This is a genomic window from Streptomyces sp. NRRL F-5122 (genome assembly GCF_001507435.1).
Taxonomy (GTDB): Bacteria; Actinomycetota; Actinomycetes; order Streptomycetales; family Streptomycetaceae; genus Streptomyces; species Streptomyces lannensis.
Genome location: NZ_LMWH01000278.1, coordinates 154,954 through 174,032 on the forward strand (window position 1 = coordinate 154,954; position 19,079 = coordinate 174,032).

Annotated in this window: 21 protein-coding genes; 6 read left to right on the forward strand and 15 right to left on the reverse strand. The window is 68.9% G+C overall.

The annotated features are described in order from the left end of the window. Positions 1-181: 181 nt before the first annotated feature. From ADL25_RS39035 to ADL25_RS39045, 3 genes are all read right to left on the reverse strand, one after another. Positions 182-601, reverse strand: coding sequence for an SRPBCC family protein (locus ADL25_RS39035; RefSeq protein ID WP_059132651.1), 420 nt, complete (start codon positions 599-601; stop codon positions 182-184). A gap of 62 nt (positions 602-663) precedes the next feature. Then, positions 664-1,674, reverse strand: coding sequence for an aldo/keto reductase (locus ADL25_RS39040; RefSeq protein ID WP_059132652.1), 1,011 nt, complete (start codon positions 1,672-1,674; stop codon positions 664-666). A 514-nt stretch (positions 1,675-2,188) separates the two neighbouring features. Beyond that, entirely contained in the window at positions 2,189-3,067 is an 879-nt protein-coding gene (locus ADL25_RS39045) for a helix-turn-helix domain-containing protein (RefSeq protein WP_059132653.1), read from the reverse strand. Between the two features lie 182 nt (positions 3,068-3,249). On the opposite strand from ADL25_RS39045, the gene ADL25_RS39050 reads away from it, so the two are divergent. Further along, the gene (locus ADL25_RS39050; RefSeq protein WP_059132654.1) at positions 3,250-4,176 is read left to right on the forward strand and encodes an alpha/beta hydrolase; all 927 of its coding nucleotides are present in this window, start codon (positions 3,250-3,252) and stop codon (positions 4,174-4,176) included. A 206-nt stretch (positions 4,177-4,382) separates the two neighbouring features. On the opposite strand, the gene ADL25_RS39055 is transcribed toward ADL25_RS39050, so the two are convergent. Next, positions 4,383-4,745: a DUF488 domain-containing protein gene (locus ADL25_RS39055; protein WP_059132655.1), complete on the reverse strand. Its 363-nt coding sequence runs from the start codon at positions 4,743-4,745 to the stop codon at positions 4,383-4,385. Between the two features lie 251 nt (positions 4,746-4,996). Here ADL25_RS39055 and ADL25_RS39060 point away from each other — a divergent pair, with 251 nt between their 5' ends. Continuing rightward, positions 4,997-5,803: an SDR family NAD(P)-dependent oxidoreductase gene (locus ADL25_RS39060; RefSeq protein WP_059132656.1), complete on the forward strand. Its 807-nt coding sequence runs from the start codon at positions 4,997-4,999 to the stop codon at positions 5,801-5,803. Between the two features lie 153 nt (positions 5,804-5,956). On the opposite strand, the gene ADL25_RS47295 is transcribed toward ADL25_RS39060, so the two are convergent. Together ADL25_RS47295 and ADL25_RS39070 are read right to left on the reverse strand one after the other, a co-directional pair. Then, on the reverse strand, positions 5,957-6,421 hold the full coding sequence (locus ADL25_RS47295) for an SUKH-4 family immunity protein (protein WP_234381225.1): 465 nt from the start codon (positions 6,419-6,421) through the stop codon (positions 5,957-5,959). Positions 6,422-6,666: 245 nt separating this feature from the next. Further along, on the reverse strand, positions 6,667-7,086 hold the full coding sequence (locus tag ADL25_RS39070) for an ester cyclase (protein ID WP_059132657.1): 420 nt from the start codon (positions 7,084-7,086) through the stop codon (positions 6,667-6,669). Positions 7,087-7,259: 173 nt separating this feature from the next. On the opposite strand from ADL25_RS39070, the gene ADL25_RS39075 reads away from it, so the two are divergent. Next, positions 7,260-8,528, forward strand: a complete 1,269-nt coding sequence (locus ADL25_RS39075) for an NAD(P)/FAD-dependent oxidoreductase (RefSeq protein WP_059132658.1) — start codon at positions 7,260-7,262, stop codon at positions 8,526-8,528. 89 nt (positions 8,529-8,617) lie between these two features. Here the strand turns inward: ADL25_RS39075 and ADL25_RS39080 are convergent, their stop codons facing one another. The 4 genes from ADL25_RS39080 to ADL25_RS39095 are packed head-to-tail and all read right to left on the reverse strand — an operon-like array spanning position 8,618 to position 12,440. After that, on the reverse strand, positions 8,618-9,610 hold the full coding sequence (locus ADL25_RS39080; protein WP_059132659.1) for a hypothetical protein: 993 nt from the start codon (positions 9,608-9,610) through the stop codon (positions 8,618-8,620). A 10-nt stretch (positions 9,611-9,620) separates the two neighbouring features. Continuing rightward, on the reverse strand, positions 9,621-10,643 hold the full coding sequence (locus ADL25_RS39085; RefSeq protein ID WP_059132660.1) for an amidohydrolase family protein: 1,023 nt from the start codon (positions 10,641-10,643) through the stop codon (positions 9,621-9,623). Then, on the reverse strand, positions 10,633-11,328 hold the full coding sequence (locus tag ADL25_RS39090; protein ID WP_059132661.1) for a 4-carboxy-4-hydroxy-2-oxoadipate aldolase/oxaloacetate decarboxylase: 696 nt from the start codon (positions 11,326-11,328) through the stop codon (positions 10,633-10,635). Before ADL25_RS39090 ends, ADL25_RS39085 begins: the two co-directional genes overlap by 11 nt. Continuing rightward, a complete protein-coding gene (locus ADL25_RS39095) occupies positions 11,325-12,440 on the reverse strand; it encodes a zinc-dependent alcohol dehydrogenase (protein WP_059132662.1) in 1,116 nt (371 codons plus the stop codon). The genes ADL25_RS39090 and ADL25_RS39095 overlap by 4 nt, the downstream gene beginning before the upstream one ends. An 84-nt stretch (positions 12,441-12,524) precedes the next feature. Between ADL25_RS39095 and ADL25_RS39100 the strand changes: the two genes are divergently transcribed. Then, positions 12,525-13,472, forward strand: a complete 948-nt coding sequence (locus ADL25_RS39100; protein WP_079050887.1) for an ABC transporter substrate-binding protein — start codon at positions 12,525-12,527, stop codon at positions 13,470-13,472. A 32-nt stretch (positions 13,473-13,504) separates the two neighbouring features. Next, on the forward strand, positions 13,505-13,957 hold the full coding sequence (locus ADL25_RS39105) for an RpiB/LacA/LacB family sugar-phosphate isomerase (protein WP_199839288.1): 453 nt from the start codon (positions 13,505-13,507) through the stop codon (positions 13,955-13,957). Between the two features lie 48 nt (positions 13,958-14,005). Here the strand turns inward: ADL25_RS39105 and ADL25_RS39110 are convergent, their stop codons facing one another. From ADL25_RS39110 to ADL25_RS39130, 5 genes are all read right to left on the reverse strand, one after another. Beyond that, the gene (locus ADL25_RS39110; RefSeq protein ID WP_181922937.1) at positions 14,006-14,860 is read right to left on the reverse strand and encodes an alpha/beta fold hydrolase; all 855 of its coding nucleotides are present in this window, start codon (positions 14,858-14,860) and stop codon (positions 14,006-14,008) included. Positions 14,861-14,912: 52 nt separating this feature from the next. Beyond that, positions 14,913-15,746, reverse strand: coding sequence for a 3-methyl-2-oxobutanoate hydroxymethyltransferase (locus ADL25_RS39115; RefSeq protein ID WP_059132664.1), 834 nt, complete (start codon positions 15,744-15,746; stop codon positions 14,913-14,915). Between the two features lie 172 nt (positions 15,747-15,918). Next, on the reverse strand, positions 15,919-16,395 hold the full coding sequence (locus ADL25_RS39120) for a 3-methyl-2-oxobutanoate hydroxymethyltransferase (RefSeq protein ID WP_234381226.1): 477 nt from the start codon (positions 16,393-16,395) through the stop codon (positions 15,919-15,921). Positions 16,396-16,411: 16 nt separating this feature from the next. Further along, positions 16,412-17,698 carry a Rieske 2Fe-2S domain-containing protein gene (locus tag ADL25_RS39125; RefSeq protein WP_059132753.1) on the reverse strand — a complete coding sequence of 429 codons (1,287 nt, stop codon included), beginning with the start codon at positions 17,696-17,698 and terminating at the stop codon, positions 16,412-16,414. Between the two features lie 90 nt (positions 17,699-17,788). Beyond that, positions 17,789-18,112 (reverse strand): 2Fe-2S iron-sulfur cluster-binding protein, encoded by a 324-nt coding sequence (locus ADL25_RS39130; RefSeq protein ID WP_059132666.1) that lies wholly within the window; start codon positions 18,110-18,112, stop codon positions 17,789-17,791. A gap of 143 nt (positions 18,113-18,255) precedes the next feature. On the opposite strand from ADL25_RS39130, the gene ADL25_RS39135 reads away from it, so the two are divergent. Next, positions 18,256-19,020 carry a 2,3-bisphosphoglycerate-dependent phosphoglycerate mutase gene (locus ADL25_RS39135; protein WP_059132667.1) on the forward strand — a complete coding sequence of 255 codons (765 nt, stop codon included), beginning with the start codon at positions 18,256-18,258 and terminating at the stop codon, positions 19,018-19,020. Positions 19,021-19,079 lie beyond the last annotated feature (59 nt).

Consider the following 19,079-nt stretch of genomic DNA (forward strand, 5'->3'; position numbering starts at 1 on the left):
CGGAGGCCCTGTCGCTGCTCCAGGGGCACAGCGACAGGGCTCCACATCGAGTCGGCGCCGGCTGGGAAATCACCGTCACGGTCCTGTCCTGGCTTGACTCCCCCACATCGACCGGTGCTCGGTGGGGACGTCGGGTGCGGTCCATGGCGAGTCGGCGAGGCACACTGGCACCCACCGGCTGTCAGCCGGAGAGAGCCTTGTGCAGAGCGTCCAGTCCGTCACGGTAGATGCCGGTGAACAGCTCAACGGCCTCGGCGTCGTGGACACCCTCGGGCACAAAACGGCCACTCCAGACGACCTCGGCGCTGTCCGGCCGTCCTGGGATGTCGAAGACGCGCAGGGTGGACAGGTAACCCGTCACCGGGAAGGGCGCCTCCAGGATGGCGTAACTGTAGTGCCGCTCCCGCTCGTTGGCGTTCAGCAGCCGTTCGACGATCACCTCGCCGTCGGGGTTGGTCAGTCGGCGGACGCGGCCGCCCTGCAGTGCGGTGCTCTCGGTGATGTACGGGAGCCAGTCCGGCAGGGCGTGAAAGCCGCCGATGAGGGCCCAGACGCGTTCCACGGACGCCGGGACGATCCGGCTGACCGAAGTGGATGCCATGTGCTTCCTTGTCTTGGCTCGTACTGCCTTGTGGGCAGTGGGATGGTGACGCTGACGCGTGGTCAGGCGCCATGCGGCAGGGGGGCCTTGTCGGAGACCAGGCGCGTGGCGCGCAGCTCGGACCAGAGCTCCGCGGGAATCGTCTCGTTGAGGGCGGCGCGGTCCTCGGCGATGCGACTCGGCTGGGTGGCACCCGCGACGACCGCAGCGGTCACCGGGTGGGCCAGGGAGAACTGCAGGGCCACGGCCTTGAGGCTCACTCCGTGCTTGTCGGCCAGCGTCTTCAGGGTGTCGACCTTCGCGAGGATCTCCTGTGAGGCGGGCTGGTACTCGAAGTGCTTGCCACCGGCGAGGACTCCCGAGCTGTAGGGGCCGCCGACGACCATGCCGACGCCCGCCTCCTGAGCCATGGGGAGAACGCGTTCCAGGGCGTGCTCGTGGTCGAGGAGGGTGAAGCGGCCGGCGAGGAGGAACCCGTCGGGGCGGGGCTCGTCCAGTCCCAGCGTCAGCTCGATCGGCTCGGTCTTGTTGACGCCCAGACCCCAGGCCTTGATGACTCCCTCGTCACGCAGCCGGTCCAGGACGCGGAAGGCGCCCGTGCGGGCCTCCTCGAACTTCTGGAGCCACAGGTCACCGTGGAAGTCCTGAGCAATGTCATGCACCCACACGACATCGAGCCGGTCGGTGCGCAGACGCTTCAGGGAGTCCTCGATGGAACGCTCGGTGGCCTCTGCGGTCCATTCATGGACGATCTTGTTCTTCAGACCGTCCTCGAAGACGCCGCCCTTCTCACCCAGTTCGCGAGCCCCTTCCTCCAGTTCGTCGAGGATGACACGGCCGACCTTGGTGGACAGCACATAGGAGTCACGCGGCTTGTCCGCCAGAAACTCGCCAAGACGCAGCTCGGAAAGGCCGGCGCCGTAGAACGGGGCCGTGTCGTAGTAGCGGACGCCCTGGTCCCAGGCGGCCTGAAGGGTGGCGCGGGCCTGATCGTCGGGGACGGCGCGGAACATGTTGCCAAGAGGAGCGGCGCCGTAGCCGATCCGGCCCGGGAGGATGTCCTTGAGCGGCATGGTGATGCCCTTTCGGGTGACTGCCCAGAGCGCGAACGCCCCTGGGACGGTTGTGAAACTGATCGTTCGACCTTGGGCGCCCGTCGGAGCCGGTGACTGCCAGCGATTCGCCGGACCGCTCCGTCGTCAGGACGGACACGGGTGGTCCCCTACCTCTCCGAAGGTCCCCATCAGAGGGCCGCTCGGCTCTCCGCCCCCTTCGGAGTGGACGCCAACGTCTTACTGCAGACGACATTAATTGCAGACGCGCTCTATTGCAAACGCTGCATAATGGCTAAGCGGAACTATCGGCGCCCGACGCCCGATTACTACAGTCCGTATGTGGTTGGTCACATAATGCAAGAGACAGGGCCTGCGGGGCGGTGTCGTCTGCGGCTGCGCTGGTAGGAACGGACGTAGGGGTCGCCCTGCACCAGGACCCTCGCCGATCCCCACGCCGGGGCGGTCCCGGCATCCGGCACTGCAGTCGCGAGCGAGGCCGATGCGGTGATCTACTCCCGAGGCGACCCAGCGGTCACTGGTTCCGGCCTTCCTTCACGTTCTCGCTCGGCTCCTCGGCCGTCCACGAGGTGAGGATGCGCAAGGCGTCGTACGACGGACTGCCCGGCTCGGCGGTCAACACCATCAGGCGCTGCCCCGATCCGTCCGGGCTGCTCCACGTGTCGCAGTCGAGAGTGAGTTCACCGACCAGGCGATGCCGGTAGCGCTTGGTGCCGTAGCTGGAGCCGATGACGCGGTGTTCGGCCCACCAGGAGCGGAAGTCGGCGTCCTGCACGGACAACTCACCGACGAGCCGGGCGAGCTCGGGGTCGTCCGGGTCTGCCGCAGCCTCCATACGCAGTGCGGCGACCGCGTCGCGGGCGTCATGCGCCCATTCCAGGTGCATGTCTCGGACGATCGGGTCCGTGAACAGCAGGCGCACGTAGTTGCGCCGGCTAGCCGGAATCGACGAGAAGTCCCTGTACAGGGCCGCGGCGGCGACGTTCCAGGCCAGGATGTCCATACGCTTGCCGAGCACGACGGCAGGTGTTCCCGTGAGCTGGTCGAGCAGGCGCTGCATGGCGGGGCGTACCCGCTGCACCGTCCGCCGGCGGCGCGGCCGCGCGTCGGTCCTGCCCGCGAGTTCGTACAGATACCTCTGTTGATCGTCGTCGAGGCGCAACGCCCGCGCCAGGGTGGCGAGCACCGAGGCGGACGCCCGGACCCGGCCCTGTTCCAGCCGCGTGTAGTAGTCCACACTGATCGCCGCGAGCTGGGCGACCTCCTCGCGGCGCAGTCCCGCGACCTTGCGGGTGGAGTCCGCCTGCGGCAGGCCGAAGTCGAGCGGTGCCAACTGTGCGCGGCGGGCTTTGAGGAAGGCTCCGAGAGCACGCGGGTCGGATGCCGAAGTCATGCTCCTCATTGTCGCGCGAGCGGCGCGGGGACAAGGGGGGCAGGTTCCTTCCCAGGCACGAACTCGCCTCTTTTGCGCGCCCCTGCCCTCAGCGACGGTGGAGACGTGCCCGGCGCGGTGCCGGGCACCACGGCCGACCACATGGGTACGGCCGGTCCTGAAACTGCACCTCGGAGAATCCTGTGACGAAGACCGATGTCACCTTCGACAGCGCCGGCATCCCGCTCGCCGGCCATCTCTACCTCCCCGACACACCGACGGCGGGTCCGCGTCCCGCGATCGTCGTCGGTCACCCCGGCAGCGGCGTGAAGGAGCAGGCGGCCGGCCTGTACGCCCGGCGCCTTGCGGAGCGGGGTTTCGTGACGCTGGCCTTCGACGCGGCCTACCAGGGCGAGAGCGGTGGCGAGCCCCGCGGTCTGGAAGACCCCGCCCACCGAGTGGAGGATCTGAAGGCCGCCGTGTCCTTCCTCACCACTCGTAGTGAAGTGGACACGGATCGCATCGGCGCGCTCGGCATCTGCGCCTCCGGGGGATACGTGCTGGCCGCCACAGCCAGTGACCAGCGCATCAAGGCCGTCGGCACCGTCAGCGCCGTCGACGTCGCCCGACAGTTCCGCCTCGGAGCCGACGGCACCCAGGACCCGGCCGTTTTCCAGTCCATGCTGGATGCCGCCGCCCATGCGCGCACCGCGGAGGCCCGTGGTGAGGAACCGCCGGTCCTGACTCTGTTCCCCGAGACCGCTGAACAGGCTCGCGCGCTCGGCGGCGAGCACGGCGTCGAGGGCTTCGACTACTACCGCACACCACGTGCCCAGCACGCCCGCTCCGCGAGCTTCTTCACGTGGTCCAGCATCGACAGGATGGCAGCCTTCGACGCCTTCGCCCCGGTCCCCCTGATCGGTCGGCGGCCCATGCTCATGATCGCCGGGACCCGCGCAGTCACTGCTTGGATGAGCATCGAGGCGTTCCAACTCGCCACTGGGCCCAAGGAATTGCTGTGGCTCGACGGTGCCGGCCATGTCGACCTCTACGACAAGAAGCAGTACGTGGACCTCGCCATCGACAAACTCGACGGGTTCTTCGCCGAGGGCCTCGGCCCGGCCGCCTAGCGGGCGGGGCCGACATCTGCGGGAGTTGACGGCGGATCTGTCGGCGGCTGCAATCGCGGTGGACCTCACCTCGGTCGACGCGCAGCCGCTCGGCAGTCGCCCACATCCGGCGAGGCTGCTCGGCCCGGTTCGGCCGGAGGCACCTGGCTACCGGGCAGGGCACCCGGTTCGGCCGGGATCGGTCGGAGTGACCGAATGGGTCCGTGTCAGCGCTTGTGGCCCAGCCATTCGGCGAGTACGGCGGCTTGACTGTGGTGGACGTCCTTGGTGGCGGTGAGCAGCGTCAGCCTGTCGTGAGCCGCCAGGTCTCGCAGGTGTGCGGCCGCCTCGCGGTGTCCGGCGTCGCGCAGTTCCGCCAGATAGCGTCGGCGGAACTCGGTGAACCGGTCGGGATCGTGGCCGTACCAATGGCGCAGATCGCTCGACGGGGCCACATCGCGCAGCCACTCGTCCAGGTGAGCGTCCTCCTTGCGCATGCCCCGCGGCCAGACACGGTCGACGAGAACGCGCTTGCCGTCTTTCGGGGACGTCTCTTCGTAGACCCGCCGATAGGCGATCCGTTCGGTCATGACGCGCCCTCCACATCACCTCGGGCCGCACAATGCGTCTGTCCGACGTGTCCATTTTATCGAAGTCGGCCGTTGCTCCCGGTGGGGCTTCGGCCCCTGCGGTCGCCGATCGTTCGGCGCGCGTGGACGCCGGACGGACGGCGAGACCTCTCCCCGACACCACGGGGAGGGCACCCGTCGACGTCCGACAACGAGCCGAGCCGTATGACTACTCTCAGCCAGCGTATGAAGACGCGGTCCGAAAGGTCACCATGCACACCCACCACGGACAGGCCGCGCTGGTCACCGGTGCCTCCTCGGGAATCGGCCGCGCGTACGCCGAACACTTGGCGCGGCGGGGTTACGACCCCGTACTGGTCGCCCGTCGAGCCGACCGGCTCGCCCGGTTGGCAGAGACCATCCACCGTGACACGGGTCGGCGGGCCACCGTCCTGCGGGCCGACCTGGCGGACTCGAGCGACCTTGCCCGCGTCGAGACGGCCGTACTTGAACACGAGGGCCTCGCCTTCGTGGTCAATGCCGCCGGCCTCGGCGGGCTGGCGCCGCTGCGCGCGGCGGACCCCGGGACGCTGGACGACCTCATCGCGGTCAACGTGACGGCCCTGACGCGTCTTTCCCGCGCCGCGCTGCTCACCTTCGGCGAGAACGGCTCCGGATCGCTCATCAATGTGTCCTCGATCGGCGCTTTCCGTCCGCCGCCCCGCGGTGCCGCCTACGGAGCGTCCAAGGCCTACGTCCTGCACTTCTCCCTCGCCCTGCAGCAGGAGGTGGCGGCCACCGGCATCCGTGTCCAGGTCGTGCTGCCCGGCCCCGTGCGCACCGAGTTCTTCGAAGCCGCGGGGACCTCGTCCATGTTTCCCGACGAGTCGTTCGTCGATGCGGAGGATCTCGTGCGAGCCGCGCTCGACGGGCTGGACCGGGGGGAGCTCGTCTGTATTCCGACGCTTCCCGATATGGCTTCGTGGGAGGAAGTGGCCACACTTCAGTTCGCTCTGCGGGATGCAGCCGGGCTGCGCGGAGTCATCGCCGATCGCTACGCGCCGCGGCGCAGCGGCTGACCTGTGCTGCCCCCCCGCTTGCCGAGAGCCGGAAATCGGGTGCGCGCGAGTGGAACCGCCACTCACGTCGGCGTCGTGCCCTGCCTCCGGCGGACGAGTTGTTCTCCTGAGAGATGTCCCCCCATGACGTGTGGCGTCGGGGTCGACCAGTGGTCAGTAGAGCCACCGGTCGAGGTGCGCCGGCCAGAGAAACCCCGTGTAGCCCTCGAAGGCGGCCGGGTCGATCTCTTCGAGCGCTCGACCAAGGTGGCTCAACTCGGCCAAGGCCCGTTCTTCCTCGTCCTCGGTGAAGTCCCCCTCGGGGTCGTCCGGCTCGCTCAGGAGTTCAGAGGTCGTGACGTGGCCGCCGTAGCAGTGGAGAGCCTGAAGCCATAGATCGACAGTTGAGTTGGCGAAACAAGCCGCGCCGTCTCGCCCCACGTAGTAGACCGCTCCGCTCTCCGGCTCGACACCGAACGACGACCGCTCGGCCGGCACATCAAGGTCGGCATGCTCCGTCAGACGGTAGAACGGGCCGCGAGACGTCTGGAGAACCGGATCGTCCTCGGTCTGAATCACGACTCGCTCGATCAGGCGGGGAGCCACCGGGACACCCACTTCGATAAGCAGCGCCTTCATGCGCTCGGGGATGCGCCACCCTGCCACGGCCTCCGGGTTACCGCCCGTATGACATGGCCCCCGCCGGCCCACCTCGTGAGCCCGTCATGCGTCACCATCGCGCACCCCTCGTCGGTCGCTTGCGGCGACACGACCCTGTCGGGCCGTCCCGGCTACATCCACTTGTCGGGCCTCGTTCCTGACCGGACGGCCACCGTTGCTTCGGCTCTCCGCGGCTCCCGTAGTACCCGAGCCCTCGGCGAACCCTAGACCTGAGGGGCCGTCAATCGCTGGTACAGCTCCCAGGCGGCGCGTTCCACCCAGTTGTGCAGCAGCTTTCCGTCCTCGCGCACGGCCCAGACGGCCGTTCCGGTGAAGGCGATCGGGCGCTGGTCGGGTTGTGTGCCCAGGACGCCGTTGTTCCTGCCGCTCACTCGCCACCGTGATGCGACCCGGCTCCCGTCCTGGTTCTGGAAGGTCTCGATGACGTCGAACCTGAAGTCATCGATCCTGTCGAGGAAGTCCCGTACCCACGCCTTGAAGTTCTCCCGGCCCTCGATGCGCTCGCCACCGCTCGTGATGACGAAGTCCTCGACCACGAAATCGTCGACCCTGTCCGGGTTCCGGGCCTTCCATACCTCGTTCCAGAAGGCTTCCACCACCTCGGTGGAGCTCGAGTAGCCCACGAAAACCTCCAGTTGCGCTGCACCGTCGAGATGTTTGACAGACCCGTCAAACATAGCTTGCGGCGCCGCGCACGGCAAACGGGCGGCACCGGCCTCCGACAGACGGCACCCCACCAGCCCAGCGCTCTTGGTATAATGGTCTGACATTAAAGGGAGTCGAGAGGGGCCACGCAATGTCGGGCGGAACGCTCATCGTCGGCGCCAGCCAGGCCGGTCTCCAACTTGCCGCGTCACTCAGGCAGTTGGGAGACACCGAACCGATCACCCTGGTGGGTGAGGAGATCCATCCGCCGTACCAGCGACCGCCCCTGTCCAAGGAGTTCCTGACCGGGCAGACGGACCTGGAATCGCTCGCCCTTCGCACACCGTCCTACTACACCGATGCCGGCATCAACCTCGTCCCCGGCGAGCGTGTCACCGAGGTCGACCTCTCCCCTTCCGGCCGCCCCGGATCCGGTACCGCGAGGACCCCGAGCGGACGTGTCTTCTCCTTCGACCGGCTCGCCCTCACCGTCGGGGCCGGACCCCGGCGGCTCGCCGTGCCCGGCGCCGACCTCGACGGAATCCGCTATCTGCGCGATCGTGACGACGCCGCGCACCTCAGGCAGCGACTGACCACCGCGCCACGGGTCGTGGTCGTGGGTGGCGGCTTCATCGGACTGGAGGCGGCGGCGGTCGCCCGCGGCTTCGGCAAGGACGTCACCGTCGTCGAGGCCGCCGATCGGCTGATCTCGCGGGCGGTGGCGCCCGTCGTCTCGGAGTTCTACCGACGGGCACATGTCCGGCGCGGCACCAGGGTGTTGCTGTCCGCAGCCGTGGCGGGATTCGACGGCGAACGCGGGCGCGTCACCGGGGTGCGGCTCGCCGACGGCACTCGACTGCCGGCCGATCTCGTGCTGATCGGGGTCGGGGTGCTCCCGCGCACCGAGCTCGCCGAGCGCCTCGGGCTCGAGTGCGACCGCGGCATCGTCGTCGACGGCGGGGCCCGGACCAGCGATCCCCATGTCGTCGCCGCCGGGGACTGCACCGTGCAGCCGCACCCCATGACGGGCCTCGGCCGGGTACGGCTGGAGTCCGTGCAGAACGCCGTGGCCCAGGCCGCGACCGCCGCGGCAACGCTCCTCGGCACTCCGGCGCCGCAGCGGGCGGTGCCCTGGTTCTGGTCGTATCAGGGCGATCTCAAACTGCAGATCGCTGGCCTGTCGGGCGGTTACGACCAGCACGTGGTGCGCGGTGACCCGGACAGCGAGAGGTTCTCCGTCCTGTACTACCGGCAGGACGAACTCCTCGCGATCGACGCGGTGAACAGCCCGGCCGACTACATGGCGGTACGCAAGGCCCTCACCCAGGGCACGACCATCGCGGCGAGTGTTGCCGGTGACAGCGGCACTCCTCTGAAGGCACTGCTGACCACCGGACCGGCCGTGGTGCCGTCCTCCTGAGCACCACACACCTCGCCTTCCCGAGGAGAGGGCATGCGAAGAGGCGTGAGGCTGATTGCCTCACGCCTCTTCTGCTCGAACGACGGCCGTCAGATCACCGCGGATTCGAGCGACTCGGGGGCGAAGAGCTCCTCCGGGCGCCACAACCGCTCCGAGAGCCCTTGCTCGTGGTGGTAGCGCAGGAACGTCGTCAGCGTCTCGCGGTTGCTCTCCAGGCCGTAGGACCAGTAGTCCTGGCCCAGCAAGGTGCGCGCCTCCTCCAGTTGGGGGGTGAGCCAGGGCAGCATGAAGCGGAGGGCGGAGGTGTCGTAAAGGTTGCGGTACGCCGCGTCCTTGGCCGCCAGCATGGCCTTGTAGAGGGACTGCGCGACCCAGGGGTGGCGGTCGTAGACATCCCGCCTGATCACCACCACATGCATGATCGGGAAGATCCCGGTGTCGGCGTAGTAGTCCTTCTCGGCGGCGACGACGTCCCCGAACACCCTCCGTACACGCGGGTCCCCGGCGACGAACGGGCTCGGGACCCGCGGCGTGCACAGCGCGTCGATCTCGCCCTCGGCAAGCATCTCCGCCAGGGTCCTGCCCTCGGGGATGCGGCTGATACGCAGCGAGACCGGCAGTTCCACGCCCGCCTTCTCGATGCGGCCGGGAGTCTCCTGCCCGCCGGTCAGGTAACTCACCGAGTCGAAGGGCACCCCGTACCGGTCGGCCAGGATCCCCCGCATCCACACGCAGGCCGTCAACTGGTACTCCGGCGTCCCGATGCGCTTGCCCCGCAGGTCCTCGGGGGCCGAGATGCCCGCGTCGGTGTGGCAGTACAGCGAGCCATGGCGGAACATGCGCGAGGTGTAGACGGGCAGCGCCACGAAGGGTGCCGGATCGGCGCGCAACGACAGCACGTACGAGGACAGCGACAGCTCGGCCACCTCGAACTCCTGGTGGCGCATCATGCGGAAGAAGGTCTCCTCGACGGGCAGCCGCAGATAGGTCAGATCGATGCCGTCGGGACGGACGGTGCCCTCCTCCAGGGCGCGCGTGCGGTCGTAGTCGCCGCAGGCGAAGGTGAGTTGCAGTCGGGACATGGGGTGGTCGTCACCTGCCTTCCGCTGTCAGGCGAGCGTCCAGACGCGGGTACACGCGCCGGGCGTTGGCCTCGTAGACCTTGTGCCGCTGCTCGTCGTCGAGTCCCGCCCGGTCGACGTAGCTCTTGGTGTCGTCCCAGGCGATGCCGGTCTGCGGGTCCGCACCGCGCACGGCGCCCAGCATCTCCGAGGCGAACAGGATGTTGTCGGCTCCGATCACCTGGTGCAGTAGGTCGATGCCCGGCTGGTGGTACACGCAGGTGTCGAAGAAGACGTTGTTCATCAGGTGGTCGGAGGGGTCCGGCCGGCCCAGGCGGACGGCCAGACCGCGGTAGCGTCCCCAGTGGTACGGCACGGCACCGCCGCCGTGCGGGATAACGAAGCGCAGCGCGGGGAAGCGGGTGAACAGGTCGCCCTCGACGAACTGCATGAACGCCGAGGTGTCGGCGTTGAGGTAATGGGCGCCCAGGGCATGGAAGTTGGGGTTGCAGGACGCCGAGACATGGATCATCGCGGGGACGTCCAGTTCGACCATCGTCTCGTACAGGGGGTACCAGTACGGGTCGGTGAGCGGGGGCGAGGTCCAATGGCCGCCGGACGGGTCCGGGTTGAGGTTGCAGCCGACAAACCCGAGGTCCCCCACACAGCGGCGCAGTTCGGCGATGGCGTCGTCGAGGGCACCGCCCGGCGTCTGGGGCAACTGGCACACGGCGGCGAAGTTCCGCGGGAACAGTTCGACGGCCCGGTGGACGAGGTCGTTGTTCACCCGCGCCCAGGTACGCGCGGTCGCCGGGTCCGGGACATGGTGTTCCATGCCGGATGCCTTCGGCGAGAAGAGCATCAGGTCGCCGCCGCGTTCCCGCAGCAGCTTCAGCTGGTTGGTCTCGACGCTCTCACGGATGGCGTCGTCGCTGATCGCGGCGGGTTCGGGGACAGGCAGCGACGGATCGGCGAGACGGGCCAGCTGTGCGTTGCGAAAGGCCTGATGGGGCCGGGGTGCCGTGGTGTAGTGGCCATGTACATCAATGATCATCCGTGGCCTCCCGGTCGACGTAGGTCAGGCCCTTGTGGGCCAAGCGCTCACGCATCGAGTTGACGTCGAGGCTCAGCTCGCCGTTCGCATAGCGTTTGCGGCTGACGGCCTCCTTCTCCTCCCGCGCCCGGCAGCTGTCGAGCACGGCCCGGGCGTCGTGCCGCGGCACGACGACCACACCGTCGTCGTCGGCGACGACGACGTCGCCGGGCCGGATGTGCTGTCCGGCGCAGACGATCGGTGTGTTGACGTCACCGAGGGTCTCCTTGACCGTGCCGAACGCGCTGATGTGCCGCGCCCATACGGGGAATCCCATTCGCTGCAGCTCCGCCACATCACGGCAGCCGGCGTCGATGACCACTCCGCGCACACCGCGCGCGGCGACCGCGGTGGCCAACAGGTCACCGAAGTAGCCGGCCTGGGAGGGCGACGTCGGGGAGACCACGAGGATGTCGCCGTCCCGGCACTGCTCCACGGCGACATGGATCATCCAGTTGTCGCCGGGCGGCACGCTCACGGTCACGGCGGTGCCCGCGATGTGCGCGCCCGGCCACACAGGACGCAGTGCGGGGTCGAGGAGCCCGGTGCGGTGCTGGGCTTCGTGGACGGTGGCCACGCCGAACGCCGCCAGGGCCTCGACCGTGGCCCGCTCGGCACGAAGTGGGTCACGGACGACGATGCTCATGCGGCCGCCCAGGGCAGGAGCGAGACGTGCACGGCGTCCTCGCCGCTCTCGCCGCCGACCGTGCGGATGGCACGGTCGACATCGGTGAGGGGGAAGCTGTGTGTGCTGAGTTTCTCCAGGGGGAAGCGGCCCGATGCGAGCTGCTCCAGGGCTAGTTCGCAGGAGCGGTAGCTGTGGCCGCGAGCGCTTTTCAGCGCGATCGACTTCTCCGTCAGCTTCTTCATGGGGAAGTCGGGGAACGCGGCCAGTTCGCCCTGGACCACCATCGTGCCCTCACGTCGCTTGAGCGCGTCGATGCCGAGCAGCACGGGTGCGGTGCCCGCGCCCGCGGTGCAGTCCAGGACCACGTCGACCCCGCGGCCGCCGGTGATGTCCAGGACGCGGGAGAGGGCGTCCTCCTGGGTGATGTCGATGACGTGGTCGGCACCCAGCTCGCGGGCCAGGGACAGGCGCGCCGCGTCCCGGGTGGTGCCGGTGACGATGATGAGGGAGGCACCGGCCTGCTTACAGGCGACGACTTGGGACAGCCCCTGCTGTCCGGGGCCCTGGATGAGGACGGTGGAGGCGTAGCCGACGCCCGCGGTGACCAGCGCCCACTCGATGCCGTTCGACAACGGTGTGACAAGCCCCGCGAGTTCGGCCGACACCCCGTCGGGCACGCGGTGGGTGACCGAGTTCCACGGCAGATAGAGGTACTGGGCGAAGCCGCCCCACAGGTGGTACGGGTGGTTCGCCGATGTGTAGCCGTACCGGCGGGCGTCGGGGTTGGTGCGCCAGTCGGTGGCCTCGCAGTGGCGGTACTCGCCCCGGTGGCACCACTCGCAGCGATAGCAGCCGACATAGTGCTCGACGAACACCCGGTCCCCTTCGGCCAGGCCCTTGCGTTCGGTGAAGGTGCGGCCGGCCTTCGCGATGACGCCCACGTTCTCGTGTCCCATGATCACGGGGTCGGTGAACGGCGGCTTTGCGTACATCTTCACGTCGGTGCCGCAGATGCCCGCCACCTCGACCTTCAACAGGGCTCCGTCATCGGGTATGTCCGGCATCGGGAACTCCCGCAGCTCGGTCCGGCCGGGCGCCGTTCTGACCGCCGCCAGCACCTGTTCCGCCATGACGTCGTCTCCTCACGTTCGGGGATGTCCCGCCGGAACGACAGTCTATGGACTTATGGACTAACCATGCTACCTTTTCGACTCATGGCCGTACCTCAACTCAGGACCGTGACCCGGACGCAGGGCAACAACGAGGCGCTCAAGACGGGGGCGGTCACGCCCCGCGGCTTCCGCTTCGAGTTCGAGGAAGTCCCCGTTCTCGTAGACGCCTTCCGGCGCATGGTGCGCGGGCTGGAGTTCGACGTCAGCGAGATGGCACTGACCACGTATCTCGTCGCCAAGGCGCACGGCGCACCGTTCACCGCCGTGCCCGTCTTCCTGGTGCGCGGTTTCCACCACGGGGCGCTCTTCCATGACCCGGCATCGGATGTGCGCAGCCCCAAGGACCTCGAGGGCCGCAGGGTCGGCGTCAGCCGGGGCTACACGGTGACCACCGGCGTCTGGGCGCGCGCGGTCCTCCAGGAGGAGTACGGCGTGGACCTCGACAAGGTCACCTGGGTGCTGTCGGGCGACGAGCACGTCGCGGCGTACCGGCCCCCGGCGAACGTCGTTCCCCTGGACTCCGGTGGATCGCTTGAGGACGCGCTGCTCGCCGGGGACCTCGCCGCGGTGATCGGCCCCAGGCCGTCGCCCTCGGCCCTCGCTCCGCTGATCCCGGAGCCCGAGGAGGCGGGCTTCACCGCCCTGCATGAACGCGCCCTCTACCCGATCAACCACCTGATCGTCATCCGTGACGAACTGCTCGCCGAACAACCCGAGTTGGGTGCTCTGGTCTTCGACGCCTTCGCCCGGGCCAAGCAGCTCTACGTGGACCGGCTGCACAGCGGAGGCCTCCACTCCCCCACCGCCACGGACCGCATGTACCAGCGGGTCCTGGAGGTGACCGGCATGGATCCGCTGCCGTACGGCCTGGAGCCGAACCGCGCCGTGCTGGAACAGCTCATGCGGCATGCCGTGGACCAGCACATCCTCGAACGGCCCCTTCCGTTGGAGGGGTTGTTCGCCGAGAGCACGCGCACGCTGATCGCCTGACCACACGCTCACCGTCAGCCGAAGGGACCCGTATGCGCATCGCCATCGCCGCCGACCACAACGGCTACGCCCTCAAAGTCCGGCTCACCGCCTGGCTCACCGCGCAGGGGCACACCGTCGACGACCGCGGCAGCCACAGCGAGGAGACGGTCGACTACCCGCCGCTGTGCGCGAACGTGTGCCGGCAGGTGACCGAGGGCCACGCCGAACGCGGGATCGTCCTCGGTGGAAGCGGACTCGGAGAGACCGTCGCCTGCAACAAGATCCGGGGGATCCGGGCGGGGCTGTGCCACGACCTGTGGAGCACCCGCATCTCCCGCGGCAACAACGACTCCAACGTCCTTGTCCTGGCCGCCAAGATCCTGGCACCCGAGAACGCCGAGGACATCGTCGGGACATGGCTGACGACGCCCTTCAAGGGTGGGGTGCACGCACGGCGGCTCGAGCAGATCGCCGCGCTGGAAAGGGACTCGGCGCGCACCTGAGCCAGGGGCCCGGCCGCGCCTCCCCTCCCGGCCGGGCCCCGTCATCCCTTACGTCCGCACTGCCGCCAGGAACTTCAGCACCCGTGCCGGCGCCGACTCCTCGGTCTGCTCGGCCACCGGCACGTCCCAGTACTCGTTGTCGGGCAGGCATTCCTGCAGATACCTGGCGGCCGACGGCGCGTGCGACGTGTCCTCGCCGGGGACGATCAGCGCCGGTACGTCCAGCCCGAGCAGGTCCTCCGGCTCGGGACCCGGCACGGTGTCCCGGTCGAACAGCAGCCGCGCCATGCCGGTGACCGTCGCCCGGTAACGGTCGAGGTCGGTCCGAGCGTAGGCGTCGGCGAACCCGGCGTCGGTCCGGATCACCCGGGCCCAGGGGCCGACCCGGGGATCCTTCGTGAAGCCTGCGTCCGAGCCGCGCGCGAGGGACACCACCTGCGCCAGCCCGTGCTCGTCGGCGTACACCGCGTGGCTCCGGAACCGATCGTGCTGTTTCATCCGGTACTTCACCCCGCCCGCGGGCGAGTACAGCACCATGCTCAGCACCCGCTCGGGGTGGGCGACCGCGAATGCGGCGACGGTGGAGCAGCCGACGCATCCCCCCATCAGGTGTGCCCGCTCGATGCCGAGGTGGTCGAGCAGGCCTACACTCTGGCGGACGTAGTCGGCCCAGGAGATCCGCTCCAACCGTCCCCCCGACCGACCCGACTCACGCCGGTCGAAGGTCACACAGGTGTAGCTCTGGGTGAGGTGGTCGAGCAGTCGCAGGCGCCGGTAGACCCCCACGGTCCGCCAGCCCTCCAGGCTGGAGTCGAAGCCTCCGGGGGAGAACATCAGCAGCGGCGGTCCCGAACCGGTGACCTCGTAGCGTGTGGGGATTCCGTCGATGACGGCGGTGGGCACGGTCGTTCGCTCCTTTCGCGTCATGCCGGCCGACCCGATGGCCGGCCGGTTGTCAGGTCGCCGGCGGGACGGGCACACCGCCGGCGACCTGGCGTGCCGCTCGCACGTCCGCGGTGTAGGCGGTGATCGCGTCGAGCGTGATCCGGGCGACGTTGGCGTAGGTGTCCGGGGGATCGTCGAGGGCGGACGCGGCATAGCCGATGGCCGCGTGGGCCATGCGCATCCGCCCGTCGAGCCAGGGACCGCCGCCGAAGCCGCCGAGCACCGGGATGGAGACGGCCTCGGCCACGGCCGCCCCCACCACCGGCCCGGAGTTGGTGAAGTTCAGCAGGGCGGCACCCGCCTCCTGAAGCCGTTCGGCCTCCGCGACGAGGGCGTCCTTCATCTCCACCGGCACCTGGTCGGCACTCGAAGGAATGGCGCTGTACTCGACTCCGTACCGCAGTGCCGTCTGCGGGGTGATCCCGAACTGGGCGAACACCGGGATGCCCGCGCGGGTGATCGCGGTGACGGCATCGGGGAAATCAGAGGCCGCGTCCACCTTGACCATGTCGACTCCGGCCTCCTTGACGAACCGGATGGCCGCCCTGACCGCGCTGTCCGTTCCCTCCTGCAACGGGCCGAAGGGGAAGTCGGCGCTCACCAGGGCACGTCGCACACCACGGCGTACCGCCTGGGTGACGGTGATCATCTGATCCATCGTCACCTCGAAGGGGTTGCTCTGCCCCCACAGGTTCACGCCGACGGTGTCGCCGACGGAGACCACGTCGACGCCGGCCCGGTCGACGATGCGCGCGATCTGGTAGTCCCAGGCCACGACACCCACGATCTTGCGTTTCTCGTCCTTCATGCGCTGCAACCCGCGCAGGGTGACCTTCTCGGGCATACGGGTCCTCCTAGGGCCTGTCGTTCGGATCACGCCGGCGTCGCGGGCCGTGGCACGCGCATCTGCCGCGTTGTCGCCGCCCTCCTCCGCCTAGCAGCTGCACGCACCACGCCCCGCTCGGGCCGACCGAAAGGCGCAGCCTCTCTCAGCCGACCCGATCCAACGACAGGATCTAGACCCTGAGGGCCGTGAGCAGTTCGAAGGCGTCGCCCTCGTCGGCGGACAGCAGCAGCACGCGGGCATAGGGACGCAGAGCCGCGACGGCGTCGTCGGCCTCGAAACCGTCGCCCAGGATCACGCCCGCCGTGGTGATCCCCCGCCGGCCGCAGATCCTGCCGATCGCGGCCGCCGCGGCCCGGCCGCCGTCCTCCGTGGCGAGGACGACGACCACGTCGGTGCCGGCGAGAACCTCGTCGAGCGGGACGGTGGGGCCGTCCAGCTCGTGCAGCAGGCCGTCGCCGTCCCGGACCTCGCGGCTGGTGTAGAAGCGGGCATGGGCCCAGGACCGCTGGGCGAGACGGCGCACCACCGACGCGGCCCGATCGTCCAGCGCCACGACCCGTGCGGCCCGGGCCGGGGCGATGGGTACGTCGATCCTGAACCGGGACTCGCTCGCCGAGGCCGCTCGGGCGCTCTCACTCAGATGCATCGACGCGGTCGTCATGTCACACCGAGGTCTGAGCGACGCCGGGGGTGACCTTCACCGCGTCACGGCAGGAGTCCAGGAAGGACTCGGCCTGCGGCAGTACCACCGCCGCCGACCGCACCCTTTGGTGCGCCGGATCCACACCGGGCGGCGTGACGCCCTCGTCCCGCAGTGCGATGGCGGCCTTGCGCAGCTTCTGCCGGGCCTTGATGATCCCGCTGTCGGCAGGGACGAGCCGCTCCTTGGAGCGGTCGACGATGGGCCCCATGCTCTCCTGGAGGGACGCGTCCTGCATGGCGATGCCCGCCACGCCGGAATAGGTCTCACCGCGCTTCTGCGCCTCGCGGTCGATCAGATAGTCGTTGTCCATGTTGGCCATGGGCCGGTACGTGCCGGGGATGTTCTTGCTGTGGACGCCATGGCCGTCGATCATGGCCTGCCGTTCGGTCTCGGTGAGGGCTCGCACGGGGTGGTAGTCGAAGGAGTACGTCCAGCAGTTCTCGTCGTCGATCGGCACCCAGAAGTGGCCGTGCACCGGGTGGTCACCGCGCGGCGGGACCATCGTGAAGGCGGGCATGACCCAGGGCGTGATCCGCCAGTAGTACTGCCCCTCCTCGGCGTTGCGCCGGGCGCCCACGAACAGTCCGCCCACGCTGTCGGCGACCTCGAAGAAGGGTTTGGTGTCGTTCAGGTTGTACTCGTTGCCCTTCGCGCCCTTGAACAGCGGGTCGGTCTTCAGGCCTCCGGAGTGCAGGAAGGTGACGTGGCTGGAGTCGATGCCGCCTTCGAAGGCCTGGAGCCAGTTGCACTGCTGCCAGCGCTTGGAGGTGTAGGTCTGCTCGGCCGGGACGTGGACCCACTCGAACTCCGGAAGCGGGGGCCGGGTGGCCGCGTCTCCCATGTGGGTCCACAGCACGTCGCCTATCTTCACCAGGGGGTACGACGTCAACTGGACGTTCTGGCAGAAGCTGCTGTTGTCGGCCTCCGAGGGGACCTCGATGCACTGGCCGGTCACGTCGTACTTCCAGCCGTGGTACGGGCAGCGCAGCCCGGATCCCTCGTTGCGGCCGAACCACAGGGAGGCGCCGCGGTGGGCGCAGAACTCGTCGATGAGGCCGTAGCGCCCTTCGCTGTCGCGGAAGGCCACCATGCGTTCGGACAGAAGCTTGACGCGTACCGGCGGGCAGTCGTCCTCCGGGAGTTCCTCCGCGAGCAGCGCGGGGATCCAGTACTGGCGGAACAGTTCGCCCATCGGTGTTCCGGGTCCGGTCTGGGTGAGCAGCTCGTTGATGTCTTTTCTGAGCACGGCCATATCCCTTTCAGGTACTGACCCGCCGGCGGGTCGTGGACATCGGTGCTGAGCTCGGTGTGGAACGGTGCGTCGGCCGCCCGGCGCTCACGGCTGTTCCGGGGGGATGTCGACGGTGATCCCGTCGAGTTCCCGGGTGAGACGGATCTGGCACGACAGACGGCTGGTCTCCCGGCGCTCTGCCACGGCCAGGTCGAGCAGGTCGTCCTCCATGTCGCCCGGCGGTCCGACCAGCGGCGCGAACGCCTCGCGCACCCACACATGGCAGGTGGCGCAGGACTGGTTGCCGCCGCATTCGGCGACGATCCCGGGAACACCGTTCTTCACCGCAGCCGCCATGACCGAGTCCCCGACCGTCGCATCGACGGTGTACTCGGGACCGTCGCTGCCGACGAAGATCACCTTGGGCAAGGTCCCTGTTTCCTCTCGCGATCGGCGGAATCCACTGCGAACGGGCATGCCGCTGGGGCCGCACTCCGTTCGGTGGTCTGTCCATTAGACCAGAATGCTGAAAGGGGGAACAAGAGACGGGACGAGGGATCACAATCGGCGGCATGGGAACACTGATCCTGCTCCGCCACGGCGAGAGCGCCTGGAACGCCAGGCAGCTGTTCACCGGCTGGACCGATGTCGGACTGACCTCACACGGAGAACAACAGGCCGAACGGTGTGGTGAGTTGCTGCGCGAGGCGGGTCTCGTGCCCGACGCGGTACACAGCTCGGTCCTGACCCGGGCGGTGCGAACCGCAGACCTGGTAGCGGGGAGCGCCGGCGCCCACGGGGCGCGGGTCACCGCACACTGGCGGCTCAACGAACGCCACTACGGAGCCTTGCAGGGCCGGGAGAAGGGCGACGTCCTCGAGGAGTTCGGCGAGGAACGCTTCCGGCTCTGGCGCCGCTCCTACGACGCCGCCCCGCCGCCGGTCGCCGAAGGCGCCCCGGGAGACGTGTCGGACGACCCGCGCTACGCGGACGTCCCCCGTTCCCTTCTGCCGCGCACGGAGTCGCTCGGGGACGTCACGGCGCGGCTGCTGCCGTACTGGCATCAGGTCGTCGTACCGGATCTGCGTGCGGGCCGCACCACGTTGCTCGTCGCGCACAGCAATTCGCTGCGGGCCCTGGTCGCCCACCTGGACCGAATGGGCCGCGAGGAGGTGCCGGGCCTCAACATCCCCACCGCCATGCCCCTGTGGTACGACCTCGGCGAGGACTTGAAGCCGCGCGTCCGGGGCGGCCGCTACCTGGAACCGGCGGCCGCCGCGACGGCGGCCGCGGAAGTGGCCGCAGAGGGATTCCGATCATCGCGCGCGACTCGTTGACGCCCTCCAGTAGTGGACTTATGGTTCTACCAATCCACACCCCCTATATCCCTGTCAGC

Bases quoted from the DNA above. Each gene is read 5' to 3' on its own strand.
- ADL25_RS39095 (WP_059132662.1), bottom strand. From the start codon at position 12,440: ATGGCGGAACAGGTGCTGGCGGCGGTCAGAACGGCGCCCGGCCGGACC.
- ADL25_RS39115 (WP_059132664.1), bottom strand. From the start codon at position 15,746: ATGCCCGAGAAGGTCACCCTGCGCGGGTTGCAGCGCATGAAGGACGAG.
- ADL25_RS39075 (WP_059132658.1), top strand. From the start codon at position 7,260: ATGTCGGGCGGAACGCTCATCGTCGGCGCCAGCCAGGCCGGTCTCCAA.
- ADL25_RS39040 (WP_059132652.1), bottom strand. From the start codon at position 1,674: ATGCCGCTCAAGGACATCCTCCCGGGCCGGATCGGCTACGGCGCCGCT.
- ADL25_RS47295 (WP_234381225.1), bottom strand. From the start codon at position 6,421: ATGAAGGCGCTGCTTATCGAAGTGGGTGTCCCGGTGGCTCCCCGCCTG.
- ADL25_RS39105 (WP_199839288.1), top strand. From the start codon at position 13,505: ATGCGCATCGCCATCGCCGCCGACCACAACGGCTACGCCCTCAAAGTC.
- ADL25_RS39080 (WP_059132659.1), bottom strand. From the start codon at position 9,610: ATGTCCCGACTGCAACTCACCTTCGCCTGCGGCGACTACGACCGCACG.
- ADL25_RS39120 (WP_234381226.1), bottom strand. From the start codon at position 16,395: ATGCATCTGAGTGAGAGCGCCCGAGCGGCCTCGGCGAGCGAGTCCCGG.
- ADL25_RS39090 (WP_059132661.1), bottom strand. From the start codon at position 11,328: ATGAGCATCGTCGTCCGTGACCCACTTCGTGCCGAGCGGGCCACGGTC.
- ADL25_RS39135 (WP_059132667.1), top strand. From the start codon at position 18,256: ATGGGAACACTGATCCTGCTCCGCCACGGCGAGAGCGCCTGGAACGCC.
- ADL25_RS39085 (WP_059132660.1), bottom strand. From the start codon at position 10,643: ATGATCATTGATGTACATGGCCACTACACCACGGCACCCCGGCCCCAT.
- ADL25_RS39100 (WP_079050887.1), top strand. From the start codon at position 12,525: ATGGCCGTACCTCAACTCAGGACCGTGACCCGGACGCAGGGCAACAAC.
- ADL25_RS39060 (WP_059132656.1), top strand. From the start codon at position 4,997: ATGCACACCCACCACGGACAGGCCGCGCTGGTCACCGGTGCCTCCTCG.
- ADL25_RS39055 (WP_059132655.1), bottom strand. From the start codon at position 4,745: ATGACCGAACGGATCGCCTATCGGCGGGTCTACGAAGAGACGTCCCCG.
- ADL25_RS39035 (WP_059132651.1), bottom strand. From the start codon at position 601: ATGGCATCCACTTCGGTCAGCCGGATCGTCCCGGCGTCCGTGGAACGC.
- ADL25_RS39045 (WP_059132653.1), bottom strand. From the start codon at position 3,067: ATGACTTCGGCATCCGACCCGCGTGCTCTCGGAGCCTTCCTCAAAGCC.